This window comes from Paenibacillus planticolens, assembly GCF_013141725.1.
GTDB lineage: Bacteria > Bacillota > Bacilli > Paenibacillales > NBRC-103111 > Paenibacillus_E > Paenibacillus_E planticolens.
Map to the genome: position 1 here is coordinate 202211 of NZ_WHNZ01000017.1, position 18649 is coordinate 220859.

20 protein-coding genes and 4 tRNA genes are annotated in these 18649 nt (G+C 46.8%); 5 read left to right on the forward strand and 19 right to left on the reverse strand.

Annotated features, from left to right (window positions below; translation table 11 throughout):
• Positions 1-13: 13 nt before the first annotated feature.
• The 3 genes from GC097_RS09615 to GC097_RS09625 all read right to left on the reverse strand — a co-directional run bounded on the left by GC097_RS09615 (position 14) and on the right by GC097_RS09625 (position 1421).
• Complete coding sequence (locus GC097_RS09615; RefSeq protein WP_171683109.1) at positions 14-1075, reverse strand: LLM class flavin-dependent oxidoreductase; 1062 nt, start codon at positions 1073-1075, stop codon at positions 14-16.
• A gap of 175 nt (positions 1076-1250) precedes the next feature.
• A tRNA-Leu gene (locus GC097_RS09620) sits at positions 1251-1332 on the reverse strand.
• 17 nt (positions 1333-1349) lie between these two features.
• A tRNA-Glu gene (locus tag GC097_RS09625) sits at positions 1350-1421 on the reverse strand.
• A gap of 155 nt (positions 1422-1576) precedes the next feature.
• Here GC097_RS09625 and corA point away from each other — a divergent pair.
• Positions 1577-2506 (forward strand): magnesium/cobalt transporter CorA, encoded by a 930-nt coding sequence (gene corA, locus GC097_RS09630; RefSeq protein WP_171683110.1) that lies wholly within the window; start codon positions 1577-1579, stop codon positions 2504-2506.
• Between the two features lie 395 nt (positions 2507-2901).
• On the opposite strand, the gene GC097_RS09635 is transcribed toward corA, so the two are convergent.
• The 3 genes from GC097_RS09635 to GC097_RS09645 all read right to left on the reverse strand — a co-directional run bounded on the left by GC097_RS09635 (position 2902) and on the right by GC097_RS09645 (position 3566).
• Positions 2902-2990 (reverse strand) — tRNA-Ser (locus GC097_RS09635).
• Positions 2991-2997: 7 nt separating this feature from the next.
• A tRNA-Asn gene (locus GC097_RS09640) sits at positions 2998-3073 on the reverse strand.
• 19 nt (positions 3074-3092) lie between these two features.
• A complete protein-coding gene (locus tag GC097_RS09645; RefSeq protein WP_171683111.1) occupies positions 3093-3566 on the reverse strand; it encodes a SprT family protein in 474 nt (157 codons plus the stop codon).
• 151 nt (positions 3567-3717) lie between these two features.
• On the opposite strand from GC097_RS09645, the gene GC097_RS09650 reads away from it, so the two are divergent.
• The 3 genes from GC097_RS09650 to GC097_RS09660 all read left to right on the forward strand — a co-directional run bounded on the left by GC097_RS09650 (position 3718) and on the right by GC097_RS09660 (position 4783).
• Positions 3718-4071 (forward strand): hydrolase/acyltransferase, encoded by a 354-nt coding sequence (locus GC097_RS09650; protein WP_171683112.1) that lies wholly within the window; start codon positions 3718-3720, stop codon positions 4069-4071.
• 74 nt (positions 4072-4145) lie between these two features.
• On the forward strand, positions 4146-4310 hold the full coding sequence (gene cmpA / locus GC097_RS09655; protein WP_171683113.1) for a cortex morphogenetic protein CmpA: 165 nt from the start codon (positions 4146-4148) through the stop codon (positions 4308-4310).
• A 149-nt stretch (positions 4311-4459) separates the two neighbouring features.
• Entirely contained in the window at positions 4460-4783 is a 324-nt protein-coding gene (locus GC097_RS09660; RefSeq protein ID WP_171683114.1) for a hypothetical protein, read from the forward strand.
• 126 nt (positions 4784-4909) lie between these two features.
• On the opposite strand, the gene GC097_RS09665 is transcribed toward GC097_RS09660, so the two are convergent.
• From GC097_RS09665 to GC097_RS09690, 6 genes are all read right to left on the reverse strand, one after another.
• On the reverse strand, positions 4910-7219 hold the full coding sequence (locus tag GC097_RS09665) for a Tex family protein (protein WP_171683115.1): 2310 nt from the start codon (positions 7217-7219) through the stop codon (positions 4910-4912).
• Between the two features lie 99 nt (positions 7220-7318).
• Entirely contained in the window at positions 7319-7669 is a 351-nt protein-coding gene (locus GC097_RS09670) for a type II toxin-antitoxin system PemK/MazF family toxin (protein WP_028553893.1), read from the reverse strand.
• A 3-nt stretch (positions 7670-7672) separates the two neighbouring features.
• Complete coding sequence (locus tag GC097_RS09675; RefSeq protein WP_028553892.1) at positions 7673-7954, reverse strand: CopG family ribbon-helix-helix protein; 282 nt, start codon at positions 7952-7954, stop codon at positions 7673-7675.
• 216 nt (positions 7955-8170) lie between these two features.
• A complete protein-coding gene (gene alr, locus GC097_RS09680) occupies positions 8171-9343 on the reverse strand; it encodes an alanine racemase (RefSeq protein ID WP_171683116.1) in 1173 nt (390 codons plus the stop codon).
• Positions 9344-9746: 403 nt separating this feature from the next.
• Complete coding sequence (locus GC097_RS09685) at positions 9747-10925, reverse strand: outer membrane lipoprotein-sorting protein (protein ID WP_171683117.1); 1179 nt, start codon at positions 10923-10925, stop codon at positions 9747-9749.
• Positions 10926-11069: 144 nt separating this feature from the next.
• On the reverse strand, positions 11070-11354 hold the full coding sequence (locus GC097_RS09690; protein ID WP_171683118.1) for a flagellin family protein: 285 nt from the start codon (positions 11352-11354) through the stop codon (positions 11070-11072).
• Between the two features lie 203 nt (positions 11355-11557).
• Here GC097_RS09690 and GC097_RS09695 point away from each other — a divergent pair, with 203 nt between their 5' ends.
• On the forward strand, positions 11558-12637 hold the full coding sequence (locus GC097_RS09695) for an acyltransferase family protein (protein WP_171683119.1): 1080 nt from the start codon (positions 11558-11560) through the stop codon (positions 12635-12637).
• Between the two features lie 50 nt (positions 12638-12687).
• On the opposite strand, the gene GC097_RS34690 is transcribed toward GC097_RS09695, so the two are convergent.
• From GC097_RS34690 to rfbC, 7 genes are all read right to left on the reverse strand, one after another.
• Positions 12688-12813: a hypothetical protein gene (locus GC097_RS34690; RefSeq protein WP_281364279.1), complete on the reverse strand. Its 126-nt coding sequence runs from the start codon at positions 12811-12813 to the stop codon at positions 12688-12690.
• Positions 12814-12898: 85 nt separating this feature from the next.
• Positions 12899-14305 (reverse strand): undecaprenyl-phosphate glucose phosphotransferase, encoded by a 1407-nt coding sequence (locus tag GC097_RS09700; protein WP_171683120.1) that lies wholly within the window; start codon positions 14303-14305, stop codon positions 12899-12901.
• A gap of 6 nt (positions 14306-14311) precedes the next feature.
• Positions 14312-15178 carry a glycosyltransferase family 2 protein gene (locus GC097_RS09705; protein ID WP_171683121.1) on the reverse strand — a complete coding sequence of 289 codons (867 nt, stop codon included), beginning with the start codon at positions 15176-15178 and terminating at the stop codon, positions 14312-14314.
• Between the two features lie 95 nt (positions 15179-15273).
• Positions 15274-16221, reverse strand: a complete 948-nt coding sequence (locus tag GC097_RS09710; RefSeq protein WP_171683122.1) for a glycosyltransferase family 2 protein — start codon at positions 16219-16221, stop codon at positions 15274-15276.
• Complete coding sequence (rfbD, locus tag GC097_RS09715; RefSeq protein ID WP_171683123.1) at positions 16208-17065, reverse strand: dTDP-4-dehydrorhamnose reductase; 858 nt, start codon at positions 17063-17065, stop codon at positions 16208-16210. The genes GC097_RS09710 and rfbD overlap by 14 nt, the downstream gene beginning before the upstream one ends.
• 2 nt (positions 17066-17067) lie before the next feature.
• On the reverse strand, positions 17068-18084 hold the full coding sequence (rfbB, locus tag GC097_RS09720; protein WP_171683124.1) for a dTDP-glucose 4,6-dehydratase: 1017 nt from the start codon (positions 18082-18084) through the stop codon (positions 17068-17070).
• Positions 18085-18102: 18 nt separating this feature from the next.
• Entirely contained in the window at positions 18103-18648 is a 546-nt protein-coding gene (gene rfbC / locus GC097_RS09725) for a dTDP-4-dehydrorhamnose 3,5-epimerase (RefSeq protein ID WP_171683125.1), read from the reverse strand.
• Between the last annotated feature and the right edge of the window lies 1 nt (position 18649).

The window sequence follows — 18649 nt, forward strand, 5'->3', positions numbered from 1 at the left end:
TTTCTCCAGTAGCCTACGGCGTCGCTTCGTTCTCCGCTTCCCATTTCGCTACTTCTTCCCGTACACGCGGTGCCACCTCTGTGCCCAACAGCCGGATGGCCTTCATCACATCTTCATGCGGCATCGAGCCTACAGGCACGTGCATCATAAACCGTGTGATACCAACGTTTTTTCGCAAATGAACGATCTTCTGGGCAACGGTCTCCGGATCCCCTACGTACAAGGCGCCATCGAAGCTCCGCGCCGCATCAAAGCTGGACCGGTCGTACCTCCCCCAACCACGCTCGCGCGCCAGCACGTTCATAACTTGCTGCGTTGGAGGGAAGAACTTGTCGGCAGCCACCTGCGTATCCTCCGCTAAGAAACCATGGGAGTGCGAGGCAACCGGCAGCTTCGAGACATCATGGCCGGCGCGTGCCGCCGCTTGCTTATAAAGCTTCACGAGCGGTGCGAACTGAACCGGGCTCCCGCCAATGATGGCAAGAACAAGCGGCAAACCGAGCATACCAGCACGGATGACAGACTGGGTATTTCCACCGCTGCCAATCCAGATCGGCAATGGATTTTGAACCGGGCGGGGATAGATGCCCAGATTATGAATAGGCGCCCGATGTTTGCCTTGCCAACTCACCTTTTCGGACTGCTGCAAGGTCAACAATAAGTCCAGCTTCTCATCGAAGAGCTCGTCATAGTCATTCAAATCATAGCCAAACAACGGGAAGGATTCGATAAAAGAGCCGCGGCCCGCCATAATCTCCGCACGTCCGTTCGAGAGTCCGTCCAATGTAGCAAAATCCTGAAACACCCGCACGGGATCATCCGAGGATAGAACCGTAACCGCACTGGTCAGCCTGATCGTTTTCGTCTGCATAGCCGCAGCGGCCAGCAGCACGGCAGGCGATGACGCCGCAAAATCTTGACGATGATGCTCGCCTACCCCGTACACGTCCAATCCTACTTCATCCGCTAAAACAATTTCCTCCACCACTTCGCGCAAACGCTGCGCATGGCTGATCACCTCGCCCGTTTGGGGGTCCGGCGTTGTCTCTACAAAGGTCGTAATTCCTATCTCCACTTGCTATTCCTCCTAGCTCAAAGCAGGTTATCTTATCATGGCTCATGCTTATATTTTGTACTTTTCGGCCAACGATTACAAGTTATCGGGACGTGACCTAACGACTCGAATATGCAAAAAACCTTTAATTCCACTATAATAGCGGAATTAAAGGTTCTCTTGTCATAACTTGGGATGCGGTCGGAGGGATTTGAACCCTCACGCCTTGTGAGCGCCACCCCCTCAAGATGGTGTGTCTGCCGTTCCACCACGACCGCATAAGAGGATAAATAACTGACCCGTAGGGGACTCGAACCCCTGTTACCTCCGTGAAAGGGAGGTGTCTTAACCACTTGACCAACGGGCCGCGAATGTCTTTAAGCTTGTGCAGCCCTTTTTGACGACAATTGTTATTATAAGGGATGAGTTCATAATTGACAAGTGCAAAATCTGGAACACAAGCGGACAAATATGGTATGCTGAAACCAATTCATCCTAACCGAGGTGTTTGGTTTGCCGTCCATGCTCATTTATGAATCCACACATGCTGCAGTCCACGAGGAAGAGGCACGCGTTCCTGCCTCAAACGAAGTCGTTTGGGTGCGAATGGAGAACCCATCGCCGGATGAAGTCAAACATGTCCTAGGCGACATATTCAAGTGCCACCCGCTCCTCGTTGAAGATGCCATCAAGCTCAATCAACGACCGAAGATGGATATGTATAAAGAGCATGTCTTCCTTACTTTCTTTGCCGTATCCGAGGAGCTGGAGCCGCAGGAAATTGCGATTGTCATCGGCTCGAATTTCGTTATTACCGTCTACAAAAATAATCTACCTTTCATGGATCAACTCTACCACACATGTCAAAAGGTCCCTGAACGGCTAAGTCACCCTGGCGCTATTCTGCATGCCATTCTGGACCGCTGTGTCGACGATTACTCCATCATCGTGGAGCATCTGGACGACCGCCTGGACAGCATGGAACAGGCTGTGTATAATGACCCTTCGATTCGCATCGCCCAGGACATTTTCCAGCTAAAAAGGATGATGCATCAAATACGCCGCGTCATCGTCGACGAAAGAATAACGCTAACGGCAATCGCGCACCATTCATTCCCCTACACTCGTGACGAAGATGACGTATACTTCCTGGATATCATGGACCATATCACACGTGTCGTAGATTCACTGGATATTTTTCGCGAATCGCTCACTGGGCTGCTGGAGCTCCAAATGAGCATGAAGTCCGACCGAATGAATGAAATTATGAAAACATTGACGGTTTTCAGTACGATTTTTTTACCGCTAACTTTTATTGTCGGCTTATATGGCATGAATTTCAAAGATATTCCCGAGCTAAACTGGGACAATGGCTACGTGTACGTCTGGATTCTGATGATCGGCATCAGCGCCTTGATGTGGTACTTTTTTAAGCGCAAGCGTTGGTTCTAACTTTGGAAACGAAGGGCATCCCACATGTCAACATCGCAGAGGTGCCTACTCTCCCTAAAGATCCGCCCCCCGGCTTAGGGGAACTTGAGTCCCTTATTTTGGCGAAAAGTAGAATTTCTGAAGGCGGAGGGGAACTGCAGGGTCTTATTTCACCTCAAACCGTCCAAATATTTGTCCCGATTGCGATATAGCGGACCGTAGTTCCCTTTCCCTCGCTCAGAAAGCTGTTTCTGGAAAAATAGCGCCCTGTAGTTCCCCCTCCGCCTCACCTCATCTCATCTCATCTCATCTCAACTCACCTGCCCGAGACCATTGAAGCCCACCATCACCCCAAAACAAGAAAAAAATAAGCTCAAACGGCGTAAACGCCATTTGAGCTTATTTTCAATTCAGTACGGAGAGAGAGGGATTCGAACCCTCGCACCGCTTACGCAGTCTAACCCCTTAGCAGAGGGTCCCCTTATAGCCACTTGGGTATCTCTCCAAACATATGGCTCCCCGAACAGGACTCGAACCTGTGACAACTCGATTAACAGTCGAGTGCTCTACCAACTGAGCTATCAGGGAATGAATAAGTTTAATTTTATTATGAAGGCGCTTGTAAGTCAAGTGTATACGATTTCAATTTTCCCTTGCATTTTCCACAGGCATATTTGCGGACATCCACTTTACGCTTGCGGTAGTACTCGGTTTTGCAATTGACGCATTCCAGGCGGTATTTAAAAGCTCTTTTCTGACGTGCCTGCGGCAGCGATTTGCAGAAGCGGGTACCTCCGACCTGCGCCAGCAGCGTTTTGAAATCATGATCGCGATGCTGGTAGCCCCGTTTTAAAATATGCAAATGATAATGGCAAAGTTCGTGCTTAATGATTTTCTCAATTTCATCCCGGCCAAATGTTTCCCACTGCATCCAAGAGATTTCGATATCGTGGGATTTTGTAAAATAGCGCCCGCCCGTCGACCTCAATCTTCGGTTAAAACGTGCCTGATGAACAAACGGCCTGCCAAACGAAGCCAAAGAAATCTGCTCAATCCACTGCTGCAGCTCCCGATCCTCCATCCCCTACGCTCCTTACAGTTTTCTTTAGAAAACTTGCCTCGTAAGCATTGCTTAGACAAGTTCTCACTTGAATTTGTACCGTATGTACGGCTATACTGTCAAGTAGAAAAGAAAGAACGAAAGCTTTCCACAGAAAGGATTGAACAATCATATGCCACAAATGCGATATGCCATTCTTCAACTCGACCAGCAATTGGAATTCGTTGCGATGCCATCATCTTATTCCTACCAACTGACCGCCCTGAATCAAAGATTGCACAAAGAATTAGATAAACTGACCGCTGACGATGTCCCTAGACTCCCTAAAGTAATTGCCGAATGCGACGATTTGGAGCTGATCGGTACGACGTATACGCTCATTCAAGGATTAGAGTATCTGAATCGTTTGGAGAAATCTTTTGCCGGCATTCAGGAGAAATCCTATCCGCTGATCTCGCTGCTAACCGAAATCCGCGCGCTTCAAGCGCAGCTGGAGCAGTGGTACGAAGAGGAATTTGAAGGTTAATACCAAAAGGACCTGCACCCAACTCCCTGTATCTTCATATGCTATAAGTACATGGCGAAGAAGGGGATGGGCATATGCCGCAATGGCTCTGTAATCAATTAATGCGGGCCTTCCAGAACAAAAACCGCAGACAAATCCGATTGCTGAATGACAGCTGGTACTTTTACCGCACCCGCCGCTCACAAGAGGAGTGGCCTGACACCCAAACGACGGACGGACCGGGCAAGCGTAAATTTTGATAAAAAAATATGTTGCATATTTGAAATGAGCCCACTATACTGTAAATAAAAGTAAACTCGTTGAGTGAAGCACACTCGATCCGGCAGGATGACCTGCGGTTCGGTGTGCTTTTTTGCTATCTAAAAATAAATAAAGGGAGTGTATGATCATGGTTTTACGCCGTAGAACAAAAAAAGTTCAAGGAGACAACGTTTACTTGCTGCAAGAGAGGAAGTCATCATATAACGTGCACAGAGGACCTACGTTCTCCACTCCGGATCTGTGGGAGTTACGAAAGCAAGTTATACTTCAGGTTGCCAAGCGCTGCGATGGCATCATCCATATTCGGGACATCGCAGCTGAATGCAATGTCAATATTCGCATCGCGTCCGAATGGCTGAAGCGTTTGGCACGGGAGGACATGCTTACTGCCGTAGCCGGTCAGCGAAATACTGCCGTTTACTCCGTAAAGGAGGTGGGGCCGCAGCGGTAATGAGCGTTTACTCCGGTTAGAGAGGATGATGTGAAGATGATTTTGGAGATTACATGATGAGAGGATGATGTGAAAAAATAGAAAAAAGCAGCTGACAGTCGGAGGCTGACAACTGCTATCTACTTCTTATTGCTGGGGCTTTTTCATGGTCAAGCCGACACGGCCTTTTTTCTGATCCACGTTCAGTACCCACACTTGGACGATGTCTCCGACGGAAACCACATCCATCGGATGTTTCACGAAACCGTTCTTGAGCTGGGAGATGTGTACCAGCCCGTCGTTTTTAATGCCGATATCGACGAAAGCGCCGAAGTCGATAACGTTGCGCACCGTGCCGGTCAATTCCATGCCCGGCACAAGGTCCTCAAGCTGCAGCACGTCGGTGCGGAAGATCGGCGCGGGGACTTCGTCCCGCGGATCCCGCCCAGGCCGCTGCAGGCTGTCCAGGATGTCCCGCAGCGTCGGGACACCAACGCCCAGCTTCGGAGCCAGTTCCCCCGGCTCCAGCGTCTGCAGCAGCGCCAGAAGCTGCTGCGAGCCCAGCTGCGCCAGTTCCAGGCGCAGCTCCTTGAACAGCCGATCCACGACGTCGTAAGACTCCGGATGGATCGGGGTGTTGTCCAGCGGGTTCCCGCCGCCGGGAATCCGCATGAACCCGACACACTGCTCGAAGGTTTTCGCGCCGAGGCGCGGAACCTTCGACAGCTCCTGTCGGGAGCTGAACTTGCCGTTCTCCTCGCGATACTTGACGATGTTTTTGGCCAGTGTCGCGTTCACGCCCGACACGTACGAGAGCAAGGACGGGGACGCCGTGTTGAGGTCCACGCCGACATGGTTAACGGCCGATTCGACGACGGCCTTCAAGTTCTCGTCCAGACGTTTCTGCGAAACGTCATGCTGGTACTGCCCGACGCCGATTGCCTTCGGCTCGATTTTCACCAGCTCCGCGAGCGGGTCCTGCAGCCTCCGCGCGATGGAAATCGCGCTGCGCTCGGCGACGTCGAGGTCCGGGAACTCCGTCTGCGCCAGCTTCGACGCGGAATACACGCTCGCCCCCGCTTCGCTGACGATCAAGTACTTCAGCTTCTGCTCCTGGATCTCGCTAATCAGCTCCGCAACAAACTGCTCCGTTTCACGGGAAGCCGTTCCATTCCCAATGACGATCAGCTCTACGCCGTGCTTGCTGATCAATTGCTTGAACTTCGCCTTGGCTTCCGCCACCTTGTTATTCGGAGGTGTCGGGTACGTCACGGCGATTTCAAGCATTTTACCGGTGTCGTCGATGACGGCCAGCTTGCAGCCTGTCCGGTAAGCGGGATCGACACCCAGCACGACGTGCCCTTTGACGGGGGCTTGGAGCAGCAGATTGCGCAGATTTTCCGCGAAAATCTTAATCGCCTGCTCCTCGCCCATCTCCGTCATTTCTCCACGCACTTCGCGCTCGATAGACGGTGCGATTAAACGCTTGTAGGCGTCTTCCACAACCGCACGAAGCACATCTTGAACAATGGATTGCCCCTTAATGATCTGTCTGGCTATATAATCATGAATTTTATCAACCGCAACAACCAAGTTAACCTTTAGAACTTCCTCGCGCTCTCCGCGGTTAATAGCCAGAATACGATGAGGCGGCAGGCGTTTCACAGGCTCCTGATAGGCATAGTACATCTCATAGACGGACTCGGCCTTTGCATCTTTTGCCTCCGTATGCAATATCCCTTGATCCTGTGTGTATCTGCGCACCCAAGCCCTAACTTTGGCATCGTCCGCGATATTCTCCGCCAAGATGTCCATCGCGCCCTGAATAGCGTCTGCGGCGCTTGCAACCTGCTTGTCCGCGTTGACATAGCGCTCCGCCTCTTGTTCAAGCGAGCCCTGTCGCGGCTGCTTCCAGATCCATTCCGCAAGCGGCTCCAAGCCGCGCTCTTTGGCCACACTGGCTCTCGTCTTCCGCTTTTGACGGTAAGGTCTGTACAAATCTTCGATTTCCTGCAGCTTCGCAGCGCCTTCAATCGATTTGCGCAGCTCATCCGTCAGTTTCCCCTGTTCGTCGATCAAACGAACGACCTCCAGCTTGCGATCTTCGAGGTTGCGTAAGTACTGCAGCCGCTCCTCAATATCTCGCAGCTGGTTTTCATCCAGCTCGCCCGTCATCTCTTTCCGGTAACGAGCGATGAAAGGAATCGTATTCCCTTCATCAAGCAACCCCATTGTCGTTTTCACTTTGCCTGCGGGCAGCTGCAGCTCTGCGGAAATTTGCTTTAGGATTCGCTCCTGGATCTCGGCTTTCTTCTCTTCAGAGAGAATGACTTTGTCCTTTGGCTCTTCCTCGTATTTGTTTTTTGCTCCCTTGCTTCCCGCCTGCTCTTCATCCGCTGCGCTTTTCACTCCGCCATTTGCAGATAGCTCGCCAGCCGCATAGAACTGTTTGTTCATGATCATTTCCAATAAGGTCATTGTCATTCCTCACTTCTATGTATGTATGCAAACCAAAAAACGAGGGAAATAACTACCCTCGTCCGTTCCAGATCCTATTCAAAATTCTATCAGTCCCACACTAATTTGCAAAGCGTCGTCAACCTTACGCATTGTCTCTTCATCCAAATGCGTAATTTTGTCCGTTAACCGTTGCTTGTCGATCGTTCTGATTTGTTCAAGCAGAATAACCGAATCTCGATCGAAACCGTGCGTCTCCGCATCGATTTCCACATGCGTGGGAAGCTTCGCCTTCTGGATCTGAGCTGTAATCGCTGCAACAATCACGGTTGGGCTAAAGCGGTTGCCGATATCATTTTGGATCACTAGAACAGGACGAACTCCTCCCTGCTCCGATCCTACTACCGGCGAAAGATCTGCGAAAAATACATCGCCACGTTTTACAATCACTGCCTACACCCCGCTTACTAAGCGATCAAGCGTTCCATCGGCTTCTTCCTCCGCTTGAAAAGCTTCAGATGCCATGCTGAGATTAATTTTCGCCATCTCCATATACCCACGCTGCATGGATTCGCGTAGACTGCGCTTTTTGCGTTCAATTAAATACAGCTTCATTGCCTGGCGAATAAATTCGCTGCGATTGGAGTTCTCCTTCTCGACAATACCGTCCACTTCTTGCAACAGATTGTCAGGCAAGCTAATCATGATCCTTTTCGTATTATGCGCATTGCTCACACTTTAGCACCCCCAGAAACGATACAAAGACAATATTACCAGTATGTCATCTTGAAAACCAAATTATACAATAGATATATGCAACCAGTATATCAAATATGTTACATCCTTGGATATAAGATTCTACACTACGTATTCGATAGCCTACTCCAAATTCCTCTACAGGAAGGATACTTTTCATATGGTAAATTCATGAAGAGCAAATTTGACGCTAGTCTAGTAGCGATGACGCATCAGCGGATTAATGGCATCCACACGTTCACTTCCACGTACATATACGCGCGCAACCCGATGCGAGATCATACAGATCACTTCATAATTAACCGTGCCAAGCTGGTCTGCAATATCTTCTGCCGTAATACGCTCTCCATCCTGTTCCCCGATCAGCACAACCTCATCCAGCGCCTGTACATCCGTGACATCAGACACATTAATCATGCATTGGTCCATACAGATTCGACCGACGACCGGTACTCTTTTTCCCCGAACTAGAACCTCCGCCTTGCCCGAAAGCATCCGCGAAAACCCGTCCGCATACCCAATCGGGAGCGTCCCGATCTGCTCTTCGCCCTTTGTATGGTAAATCGTTCCATAGCTGACCCCGGAGTCCGGCGGCAGCGTTTTGAGATGGACGATTCCTGTTTTGAGACTGAGTACGGGCTTAAGCTTGATCTTCGTTTGATCGACATCCTCAGAAGGATACAGCCCATACATCGAAATGCCCAAACGCACCATCGAATAGGTTAAACCCGGCAAATCAATAGCAGCTGCGCTATTGCCTGCATGTATATAAGGAAACGCAACACCTTTATCCGTAAAATAGCTTACTATGCGCTCAAAACGGCGGTACTGCTCCAGCGTGTAGCTTTTATCCACTTCATCCGCGTTCGCATAATGCGTGAACAAACCCTCAACTTCCACATTCGGCAGCGTTAACGCTTGCTCGATAAAAGGAATGGCATCCGCTTCCGTATGCAAACCGAGACGCCCCATGCCGGTATCCAGCTTAATGTGGATTTTCAGCTTCTTCTTATGCCGCTGCGCTTGCAGCTCCTTGAGGACATCATGGCTGTAGACAGCTATCGTCACATCCAGCTCACGAGCTCGCTCTACCCCTTCAGGAGGCGTATAGCCGAGTACCAGAATAGGTGCTGTAATGCCTGCATTTCTTAGCTCCAACGCTTCATCAAAAAACGCCACACCCAAGTAATCCACACCTGCGGCTAGAGCCTCTTTGGATACTTCAACAGCCCCGTGTCCGTACGCATCCGCTTTAACGACTGCCATCTGCTTCATTCCTGCCGGCAGTATCTTCTGAAAACCTTCAATGTTGCTTCGCAGAGCATCTAACGAAATTTCAACCCACGTGGGACGATAAAAAGCATCCACCAGCGTTCACCTCTTTTTCCAAATGCAAAGGACAAGGGAAGGCCCGCTCTATGCGAGCAGCAGGACTCCCCCTCCAATAATTCGAACCCGTTCGGACCGATAAACCTATGTTAAACCGAGTCACGAAACACTGTCAACCGTCCTTTGGGCTCAAATGAGGCAAAATCGCGTCATATCCAAACTACAGGCTTGATAGGTATGTTTGTTCGTATTGCAACCAACGATTGGGTTTCGGCTGGAAGCTACTCCCCCCATACATTTGCCGCCCTTTTTAAGATTCTTTGCAGCACCATGGTTCACCCCATCCTGCCCCACCTTTTACCACATTAATTTTCTCTGAAAATGGCCCTAAAGCGCTGCAAAAAAGGACCTGCTCCTAAAAGCAGATCCCCTTATTACCTATTTATTTACCGGACTGACCTTCCGTCGCCATCGCCACTTTAATCATTTCATTCGTCGGCAAATCGCCTGTGGACAATCTGAACTCCACTCCGTCATTCGTCCAAGTGAGCGTCTTCTTATCCTCACCAGTCAGCACGCCGATCGTAAACCCGAGATCCACAATGTCGCCCGGCTGCAAGGAAACCGACTTCGCCTGAGGTCTCACTTCAACAATGCTGAAATTGTACTTCCCTTTATATCTTAAAAGGACGGCAGCGTCTTCACCCAGCTTCATATCCGTAATGTCCTGTTTCACGACATCTTTAGGCAGATAGCTCGGCTCTATGATACCGATATTTTGCGGCTTGCTGGCCGCGGCATCCGGCTTTGTTGCATCCGTTTTCGTACCCGTGGAAGTTGCAGCTTTCTGTCCATCCTGCACTTTGGTTTGATCGGATTGACCGCCTGTAGCTGTCAAGTTTTTGTCCGTTACCCCGACTGATGACGGGTGATTGGCATCCGCTGCCTTAACATCCGACATTGTCGGTAAGGTTTGCATGTTCCAGCTCGTCATGTTGCGCTCCATTTGGAAGAAATCCTTATCAAACTTCGCATCGAACTCAAACTTCGTGAAGTTCACCTGCACCATCACATTTTGGTTCGCATCGGACACTTGAACCTGCGCGGGTGCCAGCGTCTTTTTATTCAGCCAAATTTTCTGGCGAGACAGCTGCTCATTCTGATAGTTCGCCGCTACATCGAACACATACATATCGTTGTCCGTTGTAAACTGGCGATCCTTGTCGGCGATAATACTTTTCGCCAAAGATTGGAACAAGTATACCTGTCCTTGATTTTCCGGCCAATCGCTTTGGAAACGGAAGCTTTTCTTCAGGTGCGGCGTTAGCACGAACACACCCTCTTCATTACGCAGTACAATCTGCGTAACATCCTTTGACGCATTTGTCAGCGAAATTCGGTAGAAATGATCAGGCGAGAACGCCACCTCCACTTGATATTCTTGCGGCTGTGATCCCGTGTGCAAAATCATGCTGCCTGAAGCCTGATAGCTATTCGCTTTGCTGATCACATGATCCAAATCCTTTACGATAGATCCTGCATCTTTCTTGCCCATCCCGCATCCAGCGAGAACCAATGCTAAGCACATCACCACTGCTACCACCCATGTGACCCGGCGCATTCGATCATCCCCTCACTCATGATTAACATCAACATAGTACATGCATATGAGGGGACTTGGCCGATTATGCAGCCAAGCTGCCGGCTTGGACGTTTTTAGGCAAAAAAAATAAGACTAGCCCAGATTTCTGTCTAATCTTACTTGTTATTTGACTAATTTGAGTGTTTGAATGCTTGCGGCATGTTCCATCATCGTTACAGCAATTCCTGCTAGTTGTTCACCTTGTTGAACTTGGACTTGCTTAATCTCTTGCAAAGTGTTTTCTACATTTGACATACGATTTTCTAGATTGCCCATACGATCTTCTAAATTACCCATTCGTCTATCAAGACTGTCAACTCTGTCTTTTATAGCTTTAACATCTGCGCCTATTTCATTTATTCTGCCGAGCATGGCACTTAGAAACTCACGATCCGTCATTTCGGCCACCCATCTCCCTCCAAATCCTATGCTTTTTTCCTTTCATTATAACCTAGATTATAAGCAAAAAGAATCCCTCAAAAAAAAGAAACCGACTAACGAATCCATTCATTCCAACCCTTCTTCAGGTTGTATACATAATTTCTTCACAAACTTCTGGCATGATGATCTTGATGAGCATAGGATCCATTCATAAACCGGAGGAATTATCATTGAATAAAAACCAAAAAATCGTTCTCCAAGCATCAAGAGGAGCGGCAGCATTCTTTGTACTGCTTTTCCACACTTCAGCCATGTCCTTCAAGTATTATCAATACGACTTTCTAGGGGTGAGCTCTATTGGGAGGTCTGGCGGGGTAGATTTCTTTTTCCTATTGACCGGCTTCCTTCTCTTTCATACATATGGCCATAAAATCGGCACGCAAATGACTGCTCTACCCTTTTTAATCAACCGTCTTATACGTATTTATCCTTTCTATTGGCTAATTACACTCGTCGTACTGCCCGTGTATTTTTTTGTTCCAAGCTTTGGATACGGCTATGAGACCCATAAAGATACTATCATGAAATCTTTCCTGCTGCTCCCTCAATCTCATGGCCCCGTGCTGCCAGTCGCTTGGTCGTTAAGTTACTTTGTGCTCTTTTACTTGATATTCAGTCTTTTCATGGCTTTAGGGAAAAAGCCCGCTTTTATTATCGCTTCAGTGTGGATTGGCTTAACTTTGTGTCATTTTCTGCGAGTTCCTTGGATAAGTGCCGATATTGACCGTCATTTCTATCTGAGCTTTCTCTTTAGTGATGTGAACTTAGAATTCATCGTAGGCTGTTTATTGGCCAAATGGGCCGAACATCATAGAAATAAACATTATAGGCTGCTGATTGCCACAGGAGCGCTTGGATTTTTACTCATATGGATAAATAACAAATATCAGTTTGCTCCTTTTCACAATTACCTGCTATACGTTATTCCAGCCGTATTCATACTGTTGGGTGTATCTTCTGTTCCCGAAGGGCTGCAGTTGCCTAGGTGGGTGCATACCCTCAGTAAACTTGGTAATGCTTCATACACAATTTTGCTTACGCATCTAATTTTCATTTCAATATTAATGAAGCTAAGTGTGGCTACACATGTTGCCCACTACTTGGGTTTCCTATTCACAGACGTACTCATTGTTGCCTTGGTCGTGCCCTTATGCTACATAGTCTACAAATTAGCTGAAAAACCGCTTGCTTCAGGACTCAAAGACGCAATAAAAGTAAGTCCTTCCCGCTCCTCAAAGCCTATCTTATAAACAAAAAGACTGCCTAAGGCTCTAAAGCCCAAGCAGTCTTTAATTATTTTCTACCACATATACACAATACCTGTAATAATACCTGCCCAAATCAGGGAACCGAACACCACACCAATAATCAAACCTTTGCCGATCGACAAGCGTTCATCTTGGTAAGCGTCATCATGATCAATCATAAAAAAACCTCCCCGCACTACTTCAGTATATGCATAGTATGGGGAAGATGCTGACGAATCATGCCCTAAAGATGGAAAAAATTATTTAATAGGCATTTTTATTTATAAAACCGTTAATAATCGTTCGCCAAATGATTTTAATATCAAATAAAAAAGTCCAATTTTCAATGTAAAAAATATCGTGCTTGATACGTTCTTCAATAGAAGTATCCCCGCGCAAACCGTTGCTCTGCGCCCAACCCGTAATGCCAGGCCGAATATGATGCTTCACCATATACTTGGGAACTTCTTCTTTGAATTGTTCCACGAAGAAAGGACGTTCCGGCCTTGGACCAACTACGCTCATATGCCCGAAAAGCACATTGAAAAACTGAGGCAGCTCATCCAGACTCGTTTTACGTAGGAAAGTACCTACCTTGGTGCGCCGCGGGTCATTTTCCACCGTCCACTCCGTATTCGATGCATTCTCCGGCAGCACATTCATACTGCGAAACTTATACATCATAAAGTTCCTGCGGTTCAAACCTACACGTTCCTGTTTGAAAATGATCGGCCCTGGAGAAGTTAGCTTAATCGCAATGACAGATGCCAGCATCACCGGCGCTGTAATTATAATTGCTACTAGAGAGAATACGATATCAAATGCTCGCTTGAAAATCCGGTTCCGAAACTCATCCAGCGGTATATCCCTCACATTAATGAGCGGCATCTCCGCAAAATTATCGAAATACGGACGGGATGGCAAGAAGTCATAGAAATCAGGAATAATCAAAGTTTTAACGCCGATTTTCTCACAGACATTAATAATACGTCCGAACTTGCGATGGGCATCCAGCGGGAGTGCGATAATGACTTCATCAACGATAAGATCATTCAATATGGACTCCAAATCGTCTATCTTCCCTATAATCGGCTTATAGCTCTGATAAGCAACTTCATGTTTTTCCTGAAAATCATCAAGAAACCCGACGACTTCATAACCTAACTCCGGATGCTGTCTAAGCTTCGTGTAGAACTTCCGTCCAAGCGATCCTGCCCCGAGGATAAGAATGAATTGCTTGTTGTAGCCTTTCTGGCGGACACGTTTCAGCGAAATTTTAATCATATAGCGGTAAAAGCTAATGATAAGGATATTATTGACTAGGAAAAGCAAAAGATAAGAACGTGAAATGTCGACTTCTTTTAAAATAAACAAAAGGCTTAAGAGCAGCAGCAAGCTGAGAATATGGACTTGAATAATTTTAAATACTTCAAAAGAGAACTGCTTCTTTCTCTTCGGCGTATAAAAGTTGGTCATATAACTGATAAAAATCGCAATTAAGGCGTAACTGACGCTCCACATCACATAGTGCTTGAAAGGCAGCGGAGAATCAAAATGAATCCAGCCACTCCTGAATTTCAGCCACCATGACAGTAAAAAAACGAGCTGAATACACAGGAAGTCGGCCAGCGCGTATAGTTGGGTCAAGAACCCTTGACTCTGTCGAATCAATGTAACTCACCTCGTTGGACGTAATTTATTTCTAGCCAGTGAAAGTACAAACTTCAAACCCACACCTATGTACACCGCGGCATTCGTGAACCAAGAATACTTCTTCCGATAATGCTTCTTATGGAACAAAATCATTGCCCGATGGAACTCGTATATGATTTTAAAAGGCTTCCTTCGACTGCTTGCGCCTTTGTAATGAATAATTTGCGTACGCGGGTAATAATAATTCACCCAGCCTGCTTCCTTTATCCTATAACACCAATCTATATCTTCGCCATACATAAAAAATTCCTCGTCCAGCATCCCCACTTGCTCAATAGCCTCACGGCGAATTAGCATGAAGGCTCCTACTAGGGAATCGATACCGTATTCCTCGTCTGGATTCAAGTAGCCTAGCTGGTATTGATTGAAGCGTGGAATTTTCGGGAATAGCTTTGAAAAGCCAAAGGCATAGTAAAAGGACGCTGACGGCGTCGGGAAGCCCCGTTTACAAGCTTTATCGAGCGAACCGTCTGGCAGTACGATTTTGCAGCCGCTGGCTCCTACGATCGGATTCTCGTCCATGAAACGAAGCATCGTTTCCAATGTGTCTTGTTGGATGATCGTATCGGAGTTCAGGAGCAGCACGTATCTCCCTTTCGCGATGCGAATACCTTGGTTGTTGGCTCTTGAGAAGCCAACATTGTCTTTATTTGCGATACAGACGACTTGGGGGAACTGCTCGTTAACTGACTTAATGATGCCGTCATTGGAGGCATTGTCGATTAAGATCGTCTCGTATTTGTATGCTGTAACTGACGAAAATACTGAGCGTATACAGGCCAGAGTTAGGTCATGTGTTTTGTAATTTACGATAATAATTGATAAATCCAAGGGAAAACCTCACTTATTTTGAGTTCATTATCTCTATTATAACATGGGTATATTAAAATAAGCCTAAAAAATAAGATTAGCTTTCGCTAATCTTATCATTTAAACCATTTATATATTTCGCTTGAAGCTACTTTATGCTTGCTGCGAATCATATGTCTTTTTTGGCGAAGGTCCGAATATTTGCGAAAGAAGTCAGCCCATGCCCCTAGCAGCTTAGGTTCCCTCACAATAGCGTAAGCAAGACTAAGACATTCATACCCCAAAAATGGCATACAATGCTTCAGCATCATAGGGATTGTATCATTTTTCACCATCATTTTATAACGGTTGATATAGGACAATCTCCTGACAAAAAGCGGTTTGCTGCTCCTGCCGCCTTCTTTCCAGCCTCTTTCGTGATAGGCGGCAGCAGATGGCTCATATAGAGCTTTCCAGCCTAGAAGCTGGGCTCTCCATGCAACATCCACATCTTCTTTGTACGCAAAAAAGTCTTCGTCGAAAAATTCGTCGTTTACGCTAATGTCGTTGATCATCTCGCGTTTGTACACCGCCGCGGCACCTGAGACGCCAAAAACTTCCTCAGCTTGCTGATAGTGTTCGCCAGGTTGATGTGCTCCCCGGTCAAAAGCTCTACGCGCTTTATTGATGATAAGCCCTGTGCTGTCAATGCGCGTTGGGTCGGCTTTAAAAAGCAGCTTCCCTGTGGCGCTGCCGGCATGAGGGGTGTTCTCTAACGCTTTTATCGTGTTAAGCACGTAGTCTTGATCCAGAACTACATCTGGGTTCAAAATAAGGCAATAATCCGTGTTTGTTCTTCTTATTGCTTGATTATGGCCGCCGGCGAAGCCGTTGTTCGTGGGATTTTTAACAAGTAGAATCTTATCCGACCATTCTTGTAATTTCCCAAGCGTATTGTCTTTTGATGCATTATCGATAATTATGATTTGAGTAATGGGATACGATTGCTTAGTAACTGCTTCTAAACAATCATCAATGTGTTCAGAACTATTGTAAGTAACAATATGTACACTAACGGTTTTCATGACCTACTCCAAGTTCCATTAAAAAAGCCTTCAGTCCCTCACGCCATGGCCTCAAATCTTCAAATCCATTCGTACGAATCGATAAATGCTCCATCGCTGAATATCGGGGTCTTGGCGCTGGTCGCGGGAATTCTTCTGTTGAGCATGGCTCCACATTCATCTTTTTTCCACTCTCTTCGAAGATTGCATTGGCAAAATCAAACCATGAGCATACTCCCGAATTCGAAGCATGATAAATGCCATAACGCTCTGTCTGGACGAGCTGTTCTAAGAAGTTTGCAAGATCAACCGTATAGGTCGGAGATCCGAACTGATCATTCACAACCTTCAAGCTATCGCGTTCTTGAGCAAGCTTTAGCATCGTTTTCACAAAATTCGCTCCATACAAGCCATAAACCCACGATGTCCTAACGATAAAATATTTACTAGAAAGCGTTTGAACGAGGTGTTCCCCAGCTCTTTTCGACTTTCCATAGATACTTTGGGGATTCGTATTGTCGTATTCTCGATATGGCTTAGAGGCTGACCCGTCAAATACGTAATCTGTACTGATATAGCAAAGCTTAGCCCCTACCTTTTCAGCAGCTACAGTAAGGTTCCTTGTTCCAACTGCATTAATCTTATAGGCCATATCTTCTTCAGTTTCAGCAAGGTCTACAGCCGTGTAAGCCCCGCAATGTATGACAGTATCAGGCTTCAAGGCTTCGAGAACCTCGAGACACTGGCTTTCATTCGTAAAATCAAGCTGCTCTCTCCCAAAACCATGAACCTCATGATTAGTACCTAAAACTTTAACGACATCCTGCCCTAATTGGCCATTAGCCCCTGTCACTAAGATCTTCATCATTAAACTCCCAGGCGTTCGCCATATTGTTTAGCAAAATATTGTTGGTATTCGCCGGTCTGAATTCTTTTCCACCAATCCTGATTGTCCAAGTACCAACGAATCGTTTCATGAATACCCGTCTCAAAATTATGCTTTGGCTCCCAACCAAGCTCCTTTGTAATCTTCGTTGCATCAATACCATATCGGCGGTCATGGCCAGGACGGTCTTTCACATATTGAATTAACGCTTCTGGTTTCCCCAGCTCGCGAAGGATCGTTTGTACGATTTGAATATTCGTTCTCTCATTGTTTCCACCAATATTATAAACTTCGCCGTTAATCCCTTTATGTAAAACAAGATCGATCGCACTGCAGTGATCCTCTACATACAACCAGTCACGGATGTTAAGACCATCTCCATATACAGGGAGAGACTTATCATTCAATGCGTTCGCAATCATTAAAGGGATAAGCTTTTCAGGGAATTGATACGGACCATAGTTATTAGAACAACGTGTAATATTAACAGGCAGCCCAAAAGTTTCATGATACGACCTAACTAGAAGATCCGAGCCTGCTTTACTAGCGGAGTACGGACTGTTAGGAGATAATGGGGTTTCCTCCGTGAAAAGTCCTGTCTCACCAAGTGTTCCATAAACCTCATCCGTAGAGACATGGACAAATTTCTTAACGTCATACTTTCTTGCTGCTTCAAGCAAAACTTGCGTTCCTAGCACGTTTGTCTTCACAAATACATCTGGCTCCAAGATGCTTCGATCCACATGCGATTCTGCGGCGAAATGGACGACAGTATCTACACCTTGTTCGAATAGACTATTGACTAGCTCCGTGTTTGTGATGTCGCCTTTTACGAAGGAATAATTGCTATTTTCTTGGATGGATCTGAGATTCTCAAGATTCCCTGCATAGGTTAATGCATCCAAGTTAATGATTTGATAGCCAGGATAACGATCTAGCATATAATGAACGAAGTTGCTGCCGATAAAGCCGGCTCCGCCGGTTACTAGTATTTTCATGCGAGTAATACTCCCACCTTAAAAGTTTATTTCTGCATCTTTAAGCAGCGGATGCTTTTGATCTTTATCAGAAAGGATTGGTTTGGATGTCGGCCAATCAATCGCTAGCGCAGGGTCATTCCAAAGTATACCCCTATCATGTTCAGGTGAATAATACTCATCTACTTTGTAGAGCACCTGTGTATTCGGAACAATCGTGCAAAAACCATGGGCAAAACCTTGTGGAACAAGCAGTTGACGCTTGTTTGCTTCGCTTAGAATAACGCCGACCCACTGCCCGAACGTAGGTGAGTCTTTGCGGATGTCCACCGCTACGTCGTATATTGCACCAGATGCTACTCGAACGAGTTTCGTTTGAGCCTTTGGGTTTAATTGGTAGTGGAGTCCACGTAATACACCAGTTTCTACGGATAAAGAATGATTATCTTGTATAAAAGGGAAATCAATTCCGTGCTCAGCGAACTTCTTACTGCTGTAACTTTCCATAAAAAAGCCCCGATTGTCTCCGTGGACATCGGGCTCAATTAGATATAAACCTTCTAACTTTGTGGAGATAACTTTCATT

What these genes read in the sequence shown, in the direction of transcription:
- GC097_RS09685 (WP_171683117.1), bottom strand. Translation starts at nt 10,925, where the DNA reads ATGCGCCGGGTCACATGGGTGGTAGCAGTGGTGATGTGCTTAGCATTG.
- GC097_RS34690 (WP_281364279.1), bottom strand. Translation starts at nt 12,813, where the DNA reads ATGATTGATCATGATGACGCTTACCAAGATGAACGCTTGTCGATCGGC.
- rfbC (WP_171683125.1), bottom strand. Translation starts at nt 18,648, where the DNA reads ATGAAAGTTATCTCCACAAAGTTAGAAGGTTTATATCTAATTGAGCCC.
- corA (WP_171683110.1), top strand. Translation starts at nt 1,577, where the DNA reads ATGCTCATTTATGAATCCACACATGCTGCAGTCCACGAGGAAGAGGCA.
- cmpA (WP_171683113.1), top strand. Translation starts at nt 4,146, where the DNA reads ATGCCGCAATGGCTCTGTAATCAATTAATGCGGGCCTTCCAGAACAAA.
- rfbD (WP_171683123.1), bottom strand. Translation starts at nt 17,065, where the DNA reads ATGAAGATCTTAGTGACAGGGGCTAATGGCCAATTAGGGCAGGATGTC.
- GC097_RS09660 (WP_171683114.1), top strand. Translation starts at nt 4,460, where the DNA reads ATGGTTTTACGCCGTAGAACAAAAAAAGTTCAAGGAGACAACGTTTAC.
- GC097_RS09650 (WP_171683112.1), top strand. Translation starts at nt 3,718, where the DNA reads ATGCCACAAATGCGATATGCCATTCTTCAACTCGACCAGCAATTGGAA.
- GC097_RS09710 (WP_171683122.1), bottom strand. Translation starts at nt 16,221, where the DNA reads ATGAAAACCGTTAGTGTACATATTGTTACTTACAATAGTTCTGAACAC.
- GC097_RS09645 (WP_171683111.1), bottom strand. Translation starts at nt 3,566, where the DNA reads ATGGAGGATCGGGAGCTGCAGCAGTGGATTGAGCAGATTTCTTTGGCT.
- rfbB (WP_171683124.1), bottom strand. Translation starts at nt 18,084, where the DNA reads ATGAAAATACTAGTAACCGGCGGAGCCGGCTTTATCGGCAGCAACTTC.
- GC097_RS09665 (WP_171683115.1), bottom strand. Translation starts at nt 7,219, where the DNA reads ATGAACAAACAGTTCTATGCGGCTGGCGAGCTATCTGCAAATGGCGGA.